Annotated in this window: 13 protein-coding genes; 4 read left to right on the forward strand and 9 right to left on the reverse strand. The window is 66.8% G+C overall.

Translation table 11 applies throughout. The features are described from left to right. Positions 1–105: 105 nt before the first annotated feature. Complete coding sequence (locus ACYCAX_RS22455) at positions 106–1,500, reverse strand: aspartate aminotransferase family protein (RefSeq protein WP_460248875.1); 1,395 nt, start codon at positions 1,498–1,500, stop codon at positions 106–108. A 127-nt stretch (positions 1,501–1,627) separates the two neighbouring features. Between ACYCAX_RS22455 and ACYCAX_RS22460 the strand changes: the two genes are divergently transcribed. Continuing rightward, positions 1,628–2,413 carry an SDR family NAD(P)-dependent oxidoreductase gene (locus ACYCAX_RS22460; protein ID WP_460248877.1) on the forward strand — a complete coding sequence of 262 codons (786 nt, stop codon included), beginning with the start codon at positions 1,628–1,630 and terminating at the stop codon, positions 2,411–2,413. A gap of 65 nt (positions 2,414–2,478) precedes the next feature. After that, positions 2,479–3,144 (forward strand): GntR family transcriptional regulator, encoded by a 666-nt coding sequence (locus ACYCAX_RS22465; RefSeq protein ID WP_294971106.1) that lies wholly within the window; start codon positions 2,479–2,481, stop codon positions 3,142–3,144. Between the two features lie 86 nt (positions 3,145–3,230). Here the strand turns inward: ACYCAX_RS22465 and ACYCAX_RS22470 are convergent, their stop codons facing one another. From ACYCAX_RS22470 to ACYCAX_RS22480, 3 genes are all read right to left on the reverse strand, one after another. Then, positions 3,231–3,443 carry a YgdI/YgdR family lipoprotein gene (locus tag ACYCAX_RS22470; RefSeq protein ID WP_015479678.1) on the reverse strand — a complete coding sequence of 71 codons (213 nt, stop codon included), beginning with the start codon at positions 3,441–3,443 and terminating at the stop codon, positions 3,231–3,233. 107 nt (positions 3,444–3,550) lie between these two features. After that, a complete protein-coding gene (locus tag ACYCAX_RS22475) occupies positions 3,551–3,952 on the reverse strand; it encodes an SMI1/KNR4 family protein (protein ID WP_015479677.1) in 402 nt (133 codons plus the stop codon). A gap of 194 nt (positions 3,953–4,146) precedes the next feature. Then, positions 4,147–5,028, reverse strand: a complete 882-nt coding sequence (locus ACYCAX_RS22480) for a Tim44 domain-containing protein (protein WP_460248878.1) — start codon at positions 5,026–5,028, stop codon at positions 4,147–4,149. A 241-nt stretch (positions 5,029–5,269) separates the two neighbouring features. Here ACYCAX_RS22480 and ACYCAX_RS22485 point away from each other — a divergent pair, with 241 nt between their 5' ends. Beyond that, the gene (locus ACYCAX_RS22485; RefSeq protein ID WP_294971115.1) at positions 5,270–7,030 is read left to right on the forward strand and encodes a cation:proton antiporter; all 1,761 of its coding nucleotides are present in this window, start codon (positions 5,270–5,272) and stop codon (positions 7,028–7,030) included. Positions 7,031–7,138: 108 nt separating this feature from the next. On the opposite strand, the gene uvrD is transcribed toward ACYCAX_RS22485, so the two are convergent. After that, positions 7,139–9,319: a DNA helicase II gene (gene uvrD / locus ACYCAX_RS22490; protein ID WP_294971118.1), complete on the reverse strand. Its 2,181-nt coding sequence runs from the start codon at positions 9,317–9,319 to the stop codon at positions 7,139–7,141. A 175-nt stretch (positions 9,320–9,494) separates the two neighbouring features. On the opposite strand from uvrD, the gene ACYCAX_RS22495 reads away from it, so the two are divergent. Beyond that, a complete protein-coding gene (locus tag ACYCAX_RS22495) occupies positions 9,495–12,338 on the forward strand; it encodes a putative bifunctional diguanylate cyclase/phosphodiesterase (protein WP_460248879.1) in 2,844 nt (947 codons plus the stop codon). 19 nt (positions 12,339–12,357) lie between these two features. Here ACYCAX_RS22495 and ACYCAX_RS22500 read toward each other — a convergent pair whose 3' ends face one another. The 4 genes from ACYCAX_RS22500 to ACYCAX_RS22515 are packed head-to-tail and all read right to left on the reverse strand — an operon-like array spanning position 12,358 to position 15,919. Beyond that, complete coding sequence (locus tag ACYCAX_RS22500; RefSeq protein WP_015479672.1) at positions 12,358–12,879, reverse strand: nitrous oxide reductase accessory protein NosL; 522 nt, start codon at positions 12,877–12,879, stop codon at positions 12,358–12,360. Positions 12,880–12,909: 30 nt separating this feature from the next. Further along, positions 12,910–13,734, reverse strand: a complete 825-nt coding sequence (locus ACYCAX_RS22505; RefSeq protein WP_015479671.1) for an ABC transporter permease — start codon at positions 13,732–13,734, stop codon at positions 12,910–12,912. After that, positions 13,731–14,645 carry an ABC transporter ATP-binding protein gene (locus tag ACYCAX_RS22510; protein ID WP_015479670.1) on the reverse strand — a complete coding sequence of 305 codons (915 nt, stop codon included), beginning with the start codon at positions 14,643–14,645 and terminating at the stop codon, positions 13,731–13,733. Before ACYCAX_RS22510 ends, ACYCAX_RS22505 begins: the two co-directional genes overlap by 4 nt. Continuing rightward, positions 14,642–15,919, reverse strand: a complete 1,278-nt coding sequence (locus ACYCAX_RS22515; protein ID WP_460248880.1) for a nitrous oxide reductase family maturation protein NosD — start codon at positions 15,917–15,919, stop codon at positions 14,642–14,644. The genes ACYCAX_RS22510 and ACYCAX_RS22515 overlap by 4 nt, the downstream gene beginning before the upstream one ends. Positions 15,920–15,933: the final 14 nt, after the last annotated feature.

Genomic DNA, 15,933 nt, shown 5'->3' on the forward strand with positions numbered 1-15,933 from the left:
AGCGAGGGGGACGCCTAGTTCTTGCTCGCGAACGCTCTTCTGCGAGTCCGCTGCTGGGCGGGTTCGCGAGCAAGCTCGCTCCTACAGGGTCAGGTCAGGTGTTGATCAGGCCTCACGCGCCCCGGGAATCGCCAGCAGCTCGCTGATGCCTGCATCGAGGGTCTCGATCAGGCGATCCACGTCGGCGGCGGTGGTGTCCGGGCAGCACAGGGTCATGTTGTGGAACGGCGTGATCAGGATGCCGCGGTTGATCAGATACAGGTGCAGGGCCATCTGCAGCTCGTCGTGGAAGGCCGCTTCGGCCTCGGCGCCGGTGCGCGGGGAGACGGGGCAGAACTGGAACTCGCTGCGCGCGCCCAGCTCGGTCACCGACCACTTCAGGTCGTGCTTGGCGATCAGCGCGCGGAAGCCGTCGGCCAGGCGCCTGGCCAGCGGCAGCATGTGGTCGTAGGCCGCCTGGGTCATCACCTGTTCCAGGTTGGCGCGCATGCAGTGCATGGCCAGGGCGTTGGCCGAGAGGGTGGTACCCATGCCGCTGTGGCCGTGGCCGTGGCTGTCTTCCTGGGCGCTCTGGCGCGAGGCGGCCATGCGTTCGGCCATCTCCGCGCTGCAACCGAAGATGCCGCAGGGCACGCCGCCGGCGATCGGCTTGCCGACCACGAAGAAGTCCGGGTCGAGGTTCCACAGCTTCGTGCAGCCACCGATGTCGGTGGAGATGGTGTGGGTTTCGTCGATGATCAGCAGCGCGCCGTACTGGCGGGTCAGCTCGCGGCACTTCTGCATGAATCCCGGATCGGGCAGGACCATGCCGATGTTGGTCATCGCCGGCTCGCACAGCAGTGCGCAGATGTCGCCCTGGGCCAGCGCGGCCTCCAGCGCCTCGACGTCGTTGAAGGGGATGGAGCGGCTGTGCTGGGTCAGGTCGTAGGCCTGGCCGACCAGGCCGGAGCGGTGCACGGTCTTGCCGTCGCGGTAGCGCACCATCACGTCGTCGACGGTACCGTGGTAGCAGCCGTCGAACACCAGCAGGGTCTTGCGCCTGGTCACCGCGCGGGCCCAGCGCAGCACGTAGCGGTTGGAATCGGTGGCGGTGGCGGTCACCTGCCAGTAGGGCAGGCCGAAGCGCGCGGCGAGCAGTTCGCCGCAGACCACGGCGTCTTCACCCGGCAGCATGGTGGTCAGGCCGCGTGCGCCCTGTTCGGCAAGGGCACGGGCGATCGGCGCCGGCGAGTGGCCGAACATGCTGCCGGTGTCGCCCAGGCAGAAGTCCACGTAGTCATGGCCGTCCACGTCGTAGAAGCGGGCGCCCTGGGCGCGTTCGACGAACAGCGGACAGGGCGTGGACCAGTCGGCCATCCAGTGCATCGGCACACCGGCGTACAGCGACTTGTGCGCACGCTCGGCAAGGGCGACGGACTTGGGATTCTGTTCCAGGAAGCGCTGGCGCTCGCGGGCGGTGAAGAGATCCACGGCCGGTTGGGCGATTCCGCTGGCGGTCATGTTGCACACCTCGTTTGTTTTTTTGCACATCTTCTATTTGTGATCACAAAAAAGTCAATACAGGCAATTTCCAGCCTGATAATCTGCCCTGTAAATAATTCTGTGATCACAAATTGAGGTTATCCACATGGACGAATCCTCCTGGGTCGGACAGGTCGCCCTGGTCAGCGGTGCCGGCGGCGAGTCCGGCATCGGTTTCGCCGTTGCCCGCCGGTTGGCGCTCAACGGTGTGAAACTCCTGCTCAGTGCCAGCAGCGAGCGCGTCCACCAACGGGTGGAAGCGCTGCGCGCCGAGGGCTTCGAGGCGCGGGCGATGCCAGCCGACCTGACCCGCGAGGACGAGGTCCGCGCGCTCGCCGAGTGGGCGCAGGCGCAGTGGGGCCGAGTGGATATCCTGGTGAACAACGCCGGCATGGCTATGCAGGGTAGTCCGGAACCGTTCGCCGAGCTGGCGGACATGGACCTTGCGACCTGGAACCTGTCGCTGGCGCGCAATCTCTCCAGCGCCTTCCTGCTCACCCGCGCGCTGCTGCCGTTGATGCTGGCGCGCGGCTACGGACGCATCGTCAACGTCAGCTCCACCACTGGCACCCGCGGCAGCAATCCGGGCGAGTCCGCCTACAGCGCGGCCAAGGCGGGGATGCTCGGCATGAGTATGGGCCTGGCCCTGGAAGTGGCGCGGCGCGGGGTGACGGTGAACAGCGTGGCACCCGGCTGGATCGCCACCGGCTCCAGCACCGAGGAGGAAAACGCGGCCGGACGGCATACGCCGCTCGGCCGTTCCGGGCGACCGGAGGAGGTGGCGGCCGCCGTCGCCTTCCTCGCGTCTCCCGAAGCCAGCTACATCACCGGCGAAGTGCTGGTGGTGGATGGCGGCAACTGTCTGATCGAAAACAAGGGATACGCACGATGATGCACGACTGCAGCCTGACCTTCGCCCAACTGCCGGCGCCGCCGGCCGGCCGGGAGTGAATCGCGATGGCCGACAACCTTCAGCAACAGCTGTACCAGAACCTGCGCCAGGCCCTGCTGAGCGGGCGCTTCCAGCCCGGCGAGCGGCTGAAGATCCGCGACCTGGCCGAGGAATGGGGCACCAGCCCGATGCCGGTGCGCGCGGCCCTGCAACGGCTGGTGGCCGAGGGGGCGCTGGAGGGTGAGCCGCAGCGCTCGCTGCGGGTGCCGGTGATGACCCGCGAACGCTACCTGCAGATCCTGCAGGTGCGGCAATCGCTGGAGGGACTGGCGGTGGAGGATGCGGCCCGGCGCCTGCGTCCGGCGGACAAGGACGTGCTGCGCGCCTGTGCCGGGCGCATGGAAAGCGCGCTGAACGCCCGCGACGTCCAGGGTTATCTCGATGCCAACAGTCAGTTCCACCTCACGCTCTACAGCGCCTGCGGCAACCCGACCCTGCTGCGCATGATCGAGGCGCTCTGGCTGCAGGTCGGGCCGTTCTTCAACCGCCTGTTCACCGAGGCCGACCTGTCGCTGCGCCTGAACGATTTCCACGAAGACGCCCTGCACGCCCTGGAGCGTGGCGATGGCGCGAGCGCGCGCAAAGCCATCGAGCAGGACCTGGGCTATTGCGGCCAGTACCTGCTCAATCTGCTCGAACTGGAGAGCGGAGGACGACTGGGGGCGCGCTAGGGCCCGCAGCAAAGCGGATGGGATCGGCCAGGAGCATGGGCGCTGCGCTCATCTCTTCGCCGATCGGCGTCTCACCGTGTCGGCACTCAGGGCGTCTTGATGAAGCGGACGTTGTCCTTCTTGATCAGGATGGTTTCGCCATTGAGTTGCTCGAATTCGTAGTAGTCATTGTATTTGTCGTAATCAGAGTGATCCTTCACCAGGATTTCGCTGCCATCCTGCAGCGTCACCACGGCCTTGTCGGCGCATCCGGCGAGGCCGAGCAGCAACAGGCTGGTGAACAGGGCTTTGAACTTCATAGCGTCTCCACAACAAGGCATCGTGCCTGGCCTGGACAGCAAGGGCCGAAGGTACGGTGAGTTGCCAGTGAGACAAGCGAAGTGTCAGGAAATTCCGAAGCTTCGGTTCAGGTGTCGAGCCATACGTCGCGTGCCCAGGTCCACACCGAGTCCCAGGTTTCCTCGGTGAGTTCGCCGTCGGCCCATAGCACCACTTCGCCATCTTCGCCCACCGCATAGTAGTCGTCACCATCGGCGCAGAGCGGTACCAGCTCGCGCGGCAGGCCCATCGACCAGGCTACGGCGGCCACTTCCGGCAGGTAGGTGTGGCTGTGCGGATCGGTCACCGTGACCGGTTCCAGGCGCCCATAAATCACGTCGCTGACCTTCAGCAGAAATTCGCGAAATTCCGACGGAATGCCTATCAGCAGGGCTTCTTCGATCTCCACCAGCAGTTCTTCGTCCGGCAGTTCCAGCGGGACGGGAACCGGTTCGTTGGCTTCACGGAGCAGCTCGATCACATCTTCCACGGGCGAGGCCTCTCTACGTCTGGATAGTGGCGCGCTTTATACAGTAGTAGCCGGCACTTGGCGCAAGACCACCGCCGTGGCGGCGGCCGGACGGGCGGTTCCGTCGCTACAGCCGGGCAAGAGTGCCCTCACCCCAGCGCCCAGAAACGAAAAGGCCCGGCCAGGGCCGGGCTTTTCCAGTGTCATGCGCAGGATCAGTTCTGACGGATGCCCGCCACCAGCCAGGGCTGGTTCTCACCCTGGGCGCGCTCCATGCGCCAGCTTTCGCTGAAGGGCTCGCCCTGGTCGAAGCGCGAGGACTTCGACACGCCGCTGAAGGTCAGGGTGGCGACGGTCTTCTCGGCCTGGTCGTCGACGCCTTCGAGCTGCACGTCGAGGTTGTCGATGTAGGTGGACTGGTAGCCGTCGCCCAGGTCGGCGCGTTCCTGCTTGAGGAATTGCAGCATCTGCGGGGTGACGAACTCGGCGATCTTGTCCATCTCGTTGGCGTCCCAGTGCTGCTGCAGGGACATGAAGTGTTCGCGGGCGGCGCCGACGAAACGGGCTTCGTCGAACCAGCTCGGCGCGTTGATCACCGGACGGGAGTCCACCACCGGGCGCGAGGCGCCACCGAAGATCGACGGCGGAGCGGCGGGCGTTTCACGCTGCATCGGCGCATGGCCGGCCATCGCGGGCTGGTGACCCTGCTGCTGGCGGCGACGCGAGGCAATGAAGCGGAAGGCGATGAACGCGATCAGGGCGATGATCAGGATGTCGAGGAACTGCATGCCCTGGAAGCCGTCACCCATGAACATGGAGGCGAGCAGGCCACCGGCGGCGAGGCCGGCCAGCGGGCCGAGCCAGCGCGAGGCACCGCTCTTGGCAGCGGCGCCGGCAGCGCCTGCGGCGGCACCGGTCGCGGCCGGGCCGGCGGCGGTCGGGGAATTCGGGGCGGCGTTGGGTTGCGCCTGGCGGGTCTGGTGGCTCGGCGCCGAGCCCATGCTCTTGCCGCCACCGAAACGCTTGGCGGCATTGACGTCGAGGCTGAGCGTCACGGCGACACAGAAGGCCATGGCAAGGCTGAGAAAGCGCTTCATGGTTGTCATTCTCTTGGTTGGTATACGACGCGCGTCATGTTGCCGAGCATCGCGGTCCACGGCCAGCCGGATTTTGTTTCGCGCTATTGCCCTGCCCTCAAGACAGGGGATTCCCTTTCCAAATCAGTCTGTTACTGATTCTTTCAGAACCGCCATGCGGCGGGGCCCGGTGGTAGGCTTCGCTGAGCGAGGCCGTCAGCCGCGCGTTCCCCCAGAACCCCACGCGCGAGGACCGCCGACCATGCATGCCATCGATTTCATCCAGGACCTCGCGGTGATCATGCTGATTGCCGGCTTCGTCACCATCCTCTGCCATCGCTTCAAGCAGCCGGTGGTGCTGGGCTACATCATCGCCGGGGTGATCATCGGCCCGCACACCCCGCCGTTCGCCCTGGTACACGACGAAGAGACGATCAAGACCCTCGCCGAGCTGGGAGTGATCTTCCTGATGTTCTGCCTGGGCCTGGAGTTCTCCCTGCGCAAGCTGTTCCAGGTCGGCGCCACGGCGTTCATCGCCGCGTTCCTGGAAATCACCCTGATGATCTGGGCCGGCTTCGAGATCGGCCGGCTGTTCGACTGGAACACCATGGACTCGCTGTTCCTCGGCGCGATCCTGGCGATGTCCTCCACCACCATCATCATCAAGGTGCTGGGCGACCTGAAGATGAAGAACGAGCGCTTCGCCCAGCTGATCTTCGGCGTGCTGATCATCGAGGACATCCTCGGTATCGGCATCATCGCGCTGTTCTCCGGCATCGCCGTGAGCGGCACGGTGGAGGCCGACCAGGTGTTCTCCACGGTCGGCAAGCTCAGCCTGTTCATGGTCGTCGCGCTGGTCGTCGGCATCCTGCTGGTGCCGCGCCTGCTGGCCTACGTGGCGAAGTTCGAAAGCAACGAGATGCTGCTGGTGACGGTGCTCGGCCTGTGCTTCGGCTTCTGCCTGCTGGTGGTGAAGCTGGAATACAGCATGATCCTGGGCGCCTTCCTGATCGGCGCGATCATGGCCGAGTCGCGCCAGCTGATCCAGATCGAACGCCTGATGGAGCCGGTACGCGACATGTTCAGCGCGATCTTCTTCGTCGCCATCGGCCTGACCATCGACCCCAGGGTGCTGGTGGACTACGCCGCGCCGATCCTGGTGATCACCCTGGTAGTGGTCGCCGGCAAGCTGGTGTCGTGCGGCGCTGGCGCCTTTATCGCCGGCAACGACGGGCGCACCTCGATGCGCGTGGGCATGGGCCTTTCGCAGATCGGCGAGTTCTCCTTCATCATCGCCGCGCTGGGCATGAGCCTGGGCGTGACCAGCGACTTCCTCTATCCGGTGGTGGTCGGCGTGTCGGCCATCACCACGCTGCTGACGCCCTACCTGATCCGCTCGGCCGACCCGCTGGCGCTGTACCTGGGGCGCAGCCTGCCGTCGCCGATGGTGCGGGTGTTCAGCCTCTACGGCGAATGGCTGCGCAGCATCAAGCCGCGCGGCGACAAGGCGATCCTCGCCGGGATGATCCGCCGCATCCTGCTGCAGGTGGGGGTGAACCTGACCCTGGTGATCGCCATTTTCTTCGGCCTGGCCTACTTCGCCGGGACGATTTCCCAGTGGCTGGCCGATATCGTCGAGCCGGAAGCGCTGCACAAGGCGCTGATCTGGGGCGCCGCGCTCTTGCTGTCGCTGCCGTTCCTGATCGCCGCCTACCGCAAGCTCAAGGCGCTGGCGATGCTGCTGGCGGAAATGGGGGTGAAGGCGGAAAGCGCCGGACGCCACACGGCCCGCGTGCGCCGGGTGATTTCCGAACTGATTCCGCTGCTGTCGCTGGGCGGCATGATGCTGCTGCTGGCGGCGCTCAGTTCGAGCATCCTGCCGCCGGGCGAGCTGCTGGTGGTGGTGGCGCTGATCGCCGCATTGGTGATCGCAGTGTTCTGGCGCTGGTTCATCCGCGTGCACTCGCGGATGCAGGTGGCGCTGATCGAGACCTTCGAGCAGAACGGCGGCGGGCAGCATTGAGCCCCGTACTGATTGGAATGTGCTGTAGGAGCGAGCTTGCTCGCGAACCAGCTTCGCCGCGGAGGTTGGTTCGCGAGCAAGCTCGCTCCTACGAAGAGCAAAGAAGCGTCAGATCGCTTCCAGCTTCGCGTAGCCCATCATCAGCCACTTGCTGCCCTCGCTGTCGAAGTTCACCTGCACCCGTGCCTGGGCGCCGGAGCCTTCGAAGTTGAGGATCACGCCGTCGCCGAACAGCGGGTGGCGCACGGACTGGCCGAGGCTGAACGGGGTGTCCGGCACGCTGGCGCCGCTGAACAGGTTGCCGCTGTACTGGTTGCCCGACAGCGGGCGGCTCACCGAGTTGGACAGGCGTACTTCCTGGATCAGGCCCGGCGGGATCTCGCGGACGAAGCGCGACACCTTGTTGTAGGTCTCGCTGCCATACAGGCGGCGGGTTTCCGCGTAGGTCATGACCAGGCGCTGCATGGCACGGGTGATGCCGACGTAGGCCAGGCGGCGCTCTTCCTCCAGACGGCCGGGTTCTTCCAGGCTCATCTTGTGCGGGAACAGGCCTTCTTCCATGCCGGCGAGGAACACCAGGGGGAACTCCAGGCCCTTGGCGCTGTGCAGCGTCATCAGCTGCACGCTGTCCTCGAAGGCATCGGCCTGGGTGTCGCCGGACTCCAGCGCGGTGTGGTCGAGGAAGGCCACCAGCGGCGGGGTGTCCTCGTCGTCCGGGGTCTCGAAGGCGCGGGCGGCGCTGACCAGTTCTTCCAGGTTTTCCACCCGGGCCTGGCCTTTCTCGCCCTTCTCTTCCTTGTGGTAGGTGATCAGCCCGGACTGCTCGATGACGACCTGGGTCATCTGGTGCAGCGGCATGCCTTCGACCTTCAACGCGAGCAGGTCGACGGTCTCCAGGAAGCCGTTCAGCGCGCTGGCGGCGCGGCCGGCCACGGCCTTGGCGGCGATCACGTCGTTGATCGCGCGCCACATCGAGGTGCCGTTGTGGCGCGCGGCGTTGCGGATCGCCTCGACGGTCTTCTCGCCGATGCCGCGTGGCGGCACGTTGATCACCCGTTCCAGCGCGGCGTCGTCGTCGCGCAGGCGGATCAGGCGCAGGTAGGCCAGGGCGTTCTTGATTTCGGCACGTTCGAAGAAGCGCTGCCCGCCGTAGATGCGGTAGGGAATCTTCTCGCGCAGCAGCGCCTCTTCCAGCACGCGGGACTGGGCGTTGGAGCGGTAGAGGATGGCGATCTCGCTGCGCTTGATGCCGTCCTTGCGCAAGGCATCCGAGAGGGTCTCGACGATGTAGCGCGCCTCGTCGTGCTCGTTGAAGCCGGCGTAGAGGGTGATCGGGTCGCCGTCGACGCCGTCGGTCCACAGCTCCTTGCCCAGGCGCCCGCTGTTGTTGGCGATCAGCGCGTTGGCGGCCTTCAGGATGGTCGCGGTGGAGCGGTAGTTCTGCTCCAGGCGGATGTCCTGAGCATCGTGGAAGTCGTTGGCGAAGCTCAGGATGTTCTCGATCTTCGCGCCGCGCCAGCCGTAGATCGACTGATCGTCGTCGCCCACCGCCATCAGGCTTTCGCCGCCCTTGGCGAGGAAGCGCAGCCAGGCGTACTGCACGGCGTTGGTGTCCTGGAACTCGTCCACCAGAATGTGGCGGAAGCGCCGCTGGTAGTGCTCCAGCAGGCTCGGACGGTTGCGCCAGAGGTCCAGCGAGCGCAGCAGCAGCTCGGCGAAGTCCACTACGCCGGCACGAGCGCAGGCTTCTTCGTAGGCCTGGTAGACGCTGACCATGGTCGACAGGTACAGGTCGCCGCCGGCCTGGATGTTCTGCGGGCGGTTGCCTTCGTCCTTCTGGCCGTTGATGAACCATTGAGCCTGGCGCGGCGGCCAGCGCTGCTCGTCCAGGCCCAGCTCGCGGACCACGCGCTTGACGATGCGCAGCTGGTCGTCGCTGTCGAGGATCTGGAAGTTCTCCGGCAACCCGGCTTCCTGCCAGTGCGCGCGCAGCAGGCGGTGCGCCAGGCCGTGGAAGGTGCCGACCCACATGCCGGCCGGGTTGATCCCCAGCAGTTGCTCGATCCGCGCGCGCATCTCGGCGGCGGCCTTGTTGGTGAAGGTCACCGCCAGGATGCTGTGCGGCGAGGCGCGCTCCACCTGGATCAGCCAGGCGATGCGGTGCACCAGCACGCGGGTCTTGCCGGACCCGGCGCCGGCGAGCACGCGCTGGCGCCCCAGCGGCGCGGCCACGGCCTGGCGCTGCGGGTCATTGAGGGAATTGAGCAGGAGGGAGAGGTCATCGTTCATGGGATGGCATTCTACCGACGGGCGGTTTTCCCCGGCAAACCGGCCCGCCGTCCGGCGTCTTCCCGACGAAAGTTGGGAGGGCAAGCAGCCAATTGCCATCATCCTGCTTGGGTGGGGCAACCTCCTCGGGTATGCTCCGCCGACGCCTAGGCCAGAACCTACAAGAAAAACGCCTATGACTGCTTATGTAGAGCCTTCGGCGATCCCGGTGAGCCATGCCGAGATCCGCCAGCAGTACGCTCACGAAATTGCCGTCGAATGCACCCGCCTGCTCTACCAGGGCTCGCGGGTGCCGACCTTGCTCATGCTACTCAATGGCCTGGCCTGCGCCGGGTTGCTGTGGGACTACGTGCAGCCGGGGCTGCTGGCCGGCTGGCTGGTATGGCTGGTGCTGCTGGCCGTGCTGCGGCTGATCCAGGTGTCCGCCTTCAACGGCGCATCCGCCGAGCGCCAGGCCAGTCCGCACTGGCAGCGCACCTTCCTGTTCGGCGCCGGGGCCTCGGGCCTGACCCTGGCCTTCGCCGCCATCGCCCTGGTGCCGCCGGACGCCTTCCTCCAGCAATCCCTGGTGTTCGGCCTGATCGCCGCCGCGATTCTCTCCGCCAGCGTGGCCTATGCGGTCAGCCTGCCGGCTTTCCTGACCTTCGCCTTGCCCTGCCTGTTCCCGTCCATTACCTATCTGCTGATCAGCGATAACCCGCTGCAGCAAGGCTGGGGCGTGCTCGGGATGATCCTGCTGGCGGCGCTGCTGGTGGTGGTCTGGCAGATTCACCGGCTGGTACATGTCGGCCTGCTGCGGCGCTTCCAGGCCCAGGCCCTGGTGGCGCACCTGGAGCGCGCGAAGACGCAAACCGAGGTGCTGAACCAGGACCTGGAGCGCGAAGTCGAGCAGCGCCGCCGCGCCGAACGCGAACTCTGCCGCGCCCGCGACGCCCTGCAGGCGCGGGTGGAGGCGGGCAGCGCGCAGCTCAGCCACACCGAGGCGCGCCTGGCGCTGGCGCTGGAGGCCAGCGAGCTGGGACTGTGGGACTGGAACCTGCTGACCGACGAGGTACACCACTCGCACCTCGAGGAAATCTTCGGGCTGACCCAGGCGGCGGTGAAGAGCGTGCGCAACGACCTGCGCCCGCGCCTGCACCCCGACGACCTGCCGCTGCTGCGCCGGGCGCTGGTCGAGCACCTCAAGGGCCGTACCGACGGCTACCGCATCGAATACCGCGTGCGCCACGCCGACGGCCACTGGGTCTGGGTCGAGGACCGTGGCCGGGCGATGGAGCGCGACGCCCGTGGGCGGGTCACGCGGATGGTCGGTACCCGTTGCGACATTTCTACCCGCAAGCTGCGCGAGGAAGAGCAGCGTCTGGCCGCCACGGTGTTCGAGGCGGCCAGCGAAGGCATCATCATCCTCGACCCGAGCTACCGCCTGATCGCCCTCAACGAGGCCTTCACCCGCCTGACCGGCTATCGCCGCGAGGAGCTGCTGGGGCGCAACGCCAGCCGGCTGATGGACTCGGCGGAAACCCTGCGCCGCTACCAGGCGATCCGCACCGAACTGGAGCGCCAGGGCACCTGGCAGGGCGAACTGATCGAGACGCGCAAGAACGGCGAGCTGTACCCGCAGTGGCTGCAGCTCAACGTGGTGCGCGACGGCCGTGGCCAGGTGACCCACGTGGTCGGCTTCTTCGCCGACCTCACCGCCCGCCGCGACGCCGAGGAGCGCCTGCGCTACCTGTCGCACTACGACGAACTCACCGGGCTGGCCAACCGCACGCTGTTCAAGGAGCGCCTGCACGAGGCCAGCCAGCGCGCCCGCCAGGAAGGCCGCACGGCGGCGCTGCTGCTGATCGACCTGGACCGCTTCAAGCTGCTCAACGACAGCCTTGGCCACGAAGTTGCCGACCAGTTGCTGCGGCAGATGGCGCGGCGCATGACCCAGACGGTGCCCGAGGCCGACACCATCGCCCGCCTGTCCGGCAACGAATTCGCCGTGCTGATCGATTCCTATGCCAGCCTGGCGGCGCTGGCGCGGTTGTCCAGCCGCCTGCTGGCCAAGCTGCGCACACCGATGACCGTGGGTGGCCACGAACTGGTGATCAGTGCCTCGGTGGGCATCAGCCTGCTGCCGGACAACGCCTGGGAAATCTCCGCGCTGATGAGCCAGGCGAACATGGCCATGCACCACGCCAAGCACCTGGGCGGCAACACCTTCCAGTTCTTCACCGACAACCTGCAGGCTTGCACCCTGGAGCGCCTGCAGCTGGAAACCCGGCTGCGCAAGGCCATCGACGAGGGCCAGCTGGATGTGCACTACCAGCCCAAGCTGAACCTCGCCAACGAGCGCCTGGACAGCGCCGAGGCGCTGGTGCGCTGGCGCCATCCGGAGCTGGGCATGGTGCCGCCCGGCGATTTCATCGGCCTGGCCGAGGAAACCGGATTGATCGGCGCCATCGGCGAGTTCGTCCTGCGCCGTGCCTGCCAGCAGGCCCGCGCCTGGCAACTCCAGGGCCATGAGCTGAGGGTTTCGGTGAACCTCTCGGTGCACCAGTTGCGTACCGGCAACCTGGTCGAGCTGGTGCGCGCCGTGCTTGACGAAACCGGCCTGCCGCCAAACCTGCTGGAACTGGAGCTGACCGAGAGCCAACTGCTGGACAACGTCGAGAGCGTCACCGTCACCTTCCGCCAGTTGCGCGAGATGGGCGTGAAGCTGGCCATCGACGACTTCGGCACCGGCTATTCCTCGCTCAGCTACCTGAAACGCTTCCCGGTGGACTACGTGAAGATCGACCAGACCTTCATCCGCGACCTGTCCGAGCGCGGCGAAGACGCGGCCATCACCCGCGCGATCATCGCGATGGCGCACAGCCTGGAGCTGAAGGTGGTGGCGGAAGGCGTCGAGCACCCGGAGCAGTTGCGCTTCCTGCGCGCCCACGGCTGCGACGAGATCCAGGGCTACCTGATCAGCCAGCCGCTGCCGGCGGAGGAGTGCCAGGCTCTGCTGGAGGAAAATGGCCGGCGCTGAGTGCGCCGGCCGGAGGGCATCAATGATGCGGGTGGTCGCCGGACGTGCCTTGCAGGACGCTCTGGTCGATCTCGTCGAAGCGCAGTACCCGTCCGCCCTCGGCATTGGCCATGCGCTCGGCGTCCGCGCGTTCGGCGAAGGAGGCGAGGGTGGCGCCCATGGCGCCGGGGCGTTTCACCCCGACCACGTAGAAGGCCGTAGTGGCGTCGATCAGGTGCCGGTCGTCGGGATGGTTCCAGTCGCTGCGGGCCATGTCGTGCACATACAGGCGCGCGCCGCCGTGCTGGTTTTCCGGTTGCAGCCACCAGCCCAGCAGTTCGGCGGTGGAGCAGAACTTGTGCACCGAGCCTGGGGCCACGGCCTCGCCCTTCGGACCGGCGAAGTCGCTGATGATCATGCCGCAGACATGGCATTCGTCGCCGTTCTGGAAGGGCACCGGGGCGAGGTTGGCGGTCTGCTGGGCGGCATCGTCGCAGCCGCCGAGCAGCACGGCGAAAAGCCCGGCGGCAAGGCCGAGGCGAAGGGGGCGGGACAACAGCATGGGAGCTCCTTGAGTCAGATTGGGCTCGGGTCAGATCGGGCGCCGACGGAACAGCGCGTAGGCCAGGGCCAGCGCGGCCAGGGTCCAGGCGCACAGCGCCAGCCATAGCGCGGCGGGCGGCACGGCCAGGTCCCGGCCCAGGGTCAGGACGCCGCCCAGTTCGGAGCCGAAGCCGGGCAGGTTGATCAGGCGGTACAGGTCGGTGGGGTTGAGCAGCAGCAGCCAGGGCAGCAGGTTGGCGCTGAACTGGCCCTTGCCGATCACCAGCAGGGCCAGCAGGGCCAGATCGAACAGCAGCACGAAGAAGAACCACACGCCCAGCGCGAGGCCTGCGGCGGTGGATTTCTCGCTGACCCGGCTGCTCACGGCGTAGGCGATGGCCAGGAAGGTCCAGCCGAGCAGGCAGGACGACAGGATGAAACGGCCGAAGGACCCCAGCAACTGCGCCAGCGGGATGTCCGGGACCAGCACGGCAATGGCCAGCGCGGCGGCGGAGAAGCCCAGCAGGGTGGCAAGCCCCAGGACCAGGCCGTGCCCGAGGAACTTCCCGAGCAGCAGTTGGCCACGGCCCAGTGGGTAGGTCAGCAGCAGCATCAGCGTACCGCCTTCCTCCTCGCCGACGATGGCGTCGTAGGCCAGCAGCAGGGCGATCAGCGGCATCAGGAAGGTCGCCAGGCTGGTCAGGCTGGCCAGCGTGGACGGCAGCGAGGTGAAGCCGACCTGGCCGCTGGCGGCGGCGCCCAGCCAGGCGATGCCGACCGCGAGCAGGGCGAACAGCAGGCTGATGGCGAGCATCCAGCGATTGCGCAAGCCATCGGCCAGCTCCTTGCGGGCGATGTTCCAGAGCGGACTCATGGTTGGGCTCCCACGGCTTGGCCGGTGTTTTCCATGTGGTGGCGGTAAAGGTCTTCCAGCGACGGCGGCAGCACTTCGAGGTCGCTGACCCGCTCTTCGAGCAGCCTGCTGAGCACCTCATGCTGCCGTTCTTCGCCCACGCGCAGTTCGAGGCGCCGGTTATCCAGGGCCTCGATCGCATGGCCGGCGGCCTGCCAGCGCCGCGAGCCGTCGTCACCGGGCGTGCCGCTGAAGCGGATGCGCACCGGCAGCCCGGCGTCCCGGCGCAGTTCGGCCAGGCTGCCGACCGTTTGCAGCCGGCCCTTGGCGAGGATCGCGGCGCGGTCGATGTGCGATTCCACGCCGGGCAGCACATGGGAGCAGAGGATGATCCCGGTGCCCTGCGCCCGCAGGCGGTCCAGCCACTGATACAGCTCGATCGTGGCGATGGGGTCGAGGCCGACGGTGGGCTCGTCGAGCAGCAGCAGTTGCGGCTGGCCGAGCATCGCCTGGGCCAGGCCAAGGCGCTGGCGCATGCCTTTGGAGTAGGTCTTCACCCGGCGCCCGACGGCGTGGCTCAGGCCCACCTGCTCCAGCAGCTCGTCCGCCTCGGCGGACCGTACACCCTTGAGCCGGGCGAAGTGGTGCAGGGTCTCGCGGCCGGTGAGTTGAGGGTAGAAGGTTACGTTTTCCGGCAGGAAGCCGGTTCTTCGACGCACCGCCGGGTCGTCCGGCGCCTGGCCGAAGACCCGCACCGAGCCGCGGGTCGGCTGGAGCAGGCCGAGGATCAGCTTGATCGTGGTGGTCTTGCCGGCGCCGTTGTGTCCGAGCAGGCCGAGCACTTCGCCGGCGTTCAGTTGCAGGTCGAGCCCGTGCAGGGCGGTGAAGCCGCCGTAGTCGAGGGTCGCGTCATGGATTTCGACGGGCTTCATGGCCGTGGCTCCTGGTTCGGCGCCCGCATCAGCGGGAAGCTGTCACGCACGCCGGGTGGGCGGGTGACCGGGAAGGCGCGCTGCACCCAGCGCAGCAGTTCGATGGCCGGGCTGGTCATCAGCAGTTGCACCTGCGGGTACATCCACAGCAACTGGTCGACCTTGTCGTTGGGCTCGTAGGCGACGTCGCCGACGCCGTCGGCGTTGCGGTCCCAGCCCAGGTAGTCGCTCCAGTAGTTGCCGTGACCGTCGGCCGACCATTCCTGCTGCCGGTTGGCCACGTACTTGACCTGCTGGCGGTTGCCGATGAAGGCGTTGCCGCTGATGCGGTTGTCCTCGGAGCCGGCGGTCAGGTGAATGCCCAGGGCGCTGCTTTCGAAGCGGTTGTTCTCGATGCGGTTGAACAGCGAGTTGTAGATGAACAGGGCCTTGCCCTCGGCCCCGGCGATCATCGCGTCGCCGCCGCCATCGCCGCTGCGGACGCTTTCCACGCGGTTGTCGGTGAGGGTGGAGTAGGTGATGTAGTTCATCAGGATGCCGTAGTTCTGGTCGTCCACCGAGCGGTTGCCGACCACGGTGAGGTGGTGGCTCTGCATCAGCGCGTAGCCGGTGCGCGTATGCCGGGTCAGGTTGCCGATCACGCGGCTGTTGTTGGTGAACATGTAGTGCACCCCGTAACGCAGGTCCTCGAAGCGGTTGTCTTCGATGGCGCTGTCGTTGGAGGTGTCGATGTACACGCCATCGCGGGTCTGGTGCACCTGGTTGCCGCGCACCAGGGCGTTCTTCACCGCGTAGAGGTGGATGCCGTTGCCACGGTCCTGGGAGCGCACGCTGGGGTCGCCCTGGATGCGGTTGTCGAGGATCTGGACGTCCTGGGTGGCGTCGAGCCAGATACCGAAGCCGATGCCCTGCAGGTCATTGCCGCGGACGATCGTGCCGGTGGCGATCTTGTCGACGAAGATCGCTGCATCCATGTCCGTCAGGTTATGCCCCCAGTTGCGCAGGGTGCAGCCTTCGATGGTGACGCCGGGCACCCGGACATGCAGCGTGCTGCCCTGGCCCTGGCCGTCGATCAGTGCGCCAGGCGCGCAGCGCAGGTGCAGCGGCTGGTCGATGGTGAAGTTGCCGGTGTAGTTGCCGGCCGGCAGGGTGCGGATATCCCCGTCGGCCTGCAGTGGTAACTGCTCGATGGATTGCAGCTGCGCCTGGACGCCCGCCGCGAAAAACAGTAGCGGCCACAGCAACAGGGCTAGGCTTGGCCTCGTGGGTAACATGCAATACCTTCTCA

Source organism: Pseudomonas sp. MT3, from assembly GCF_054720805.1.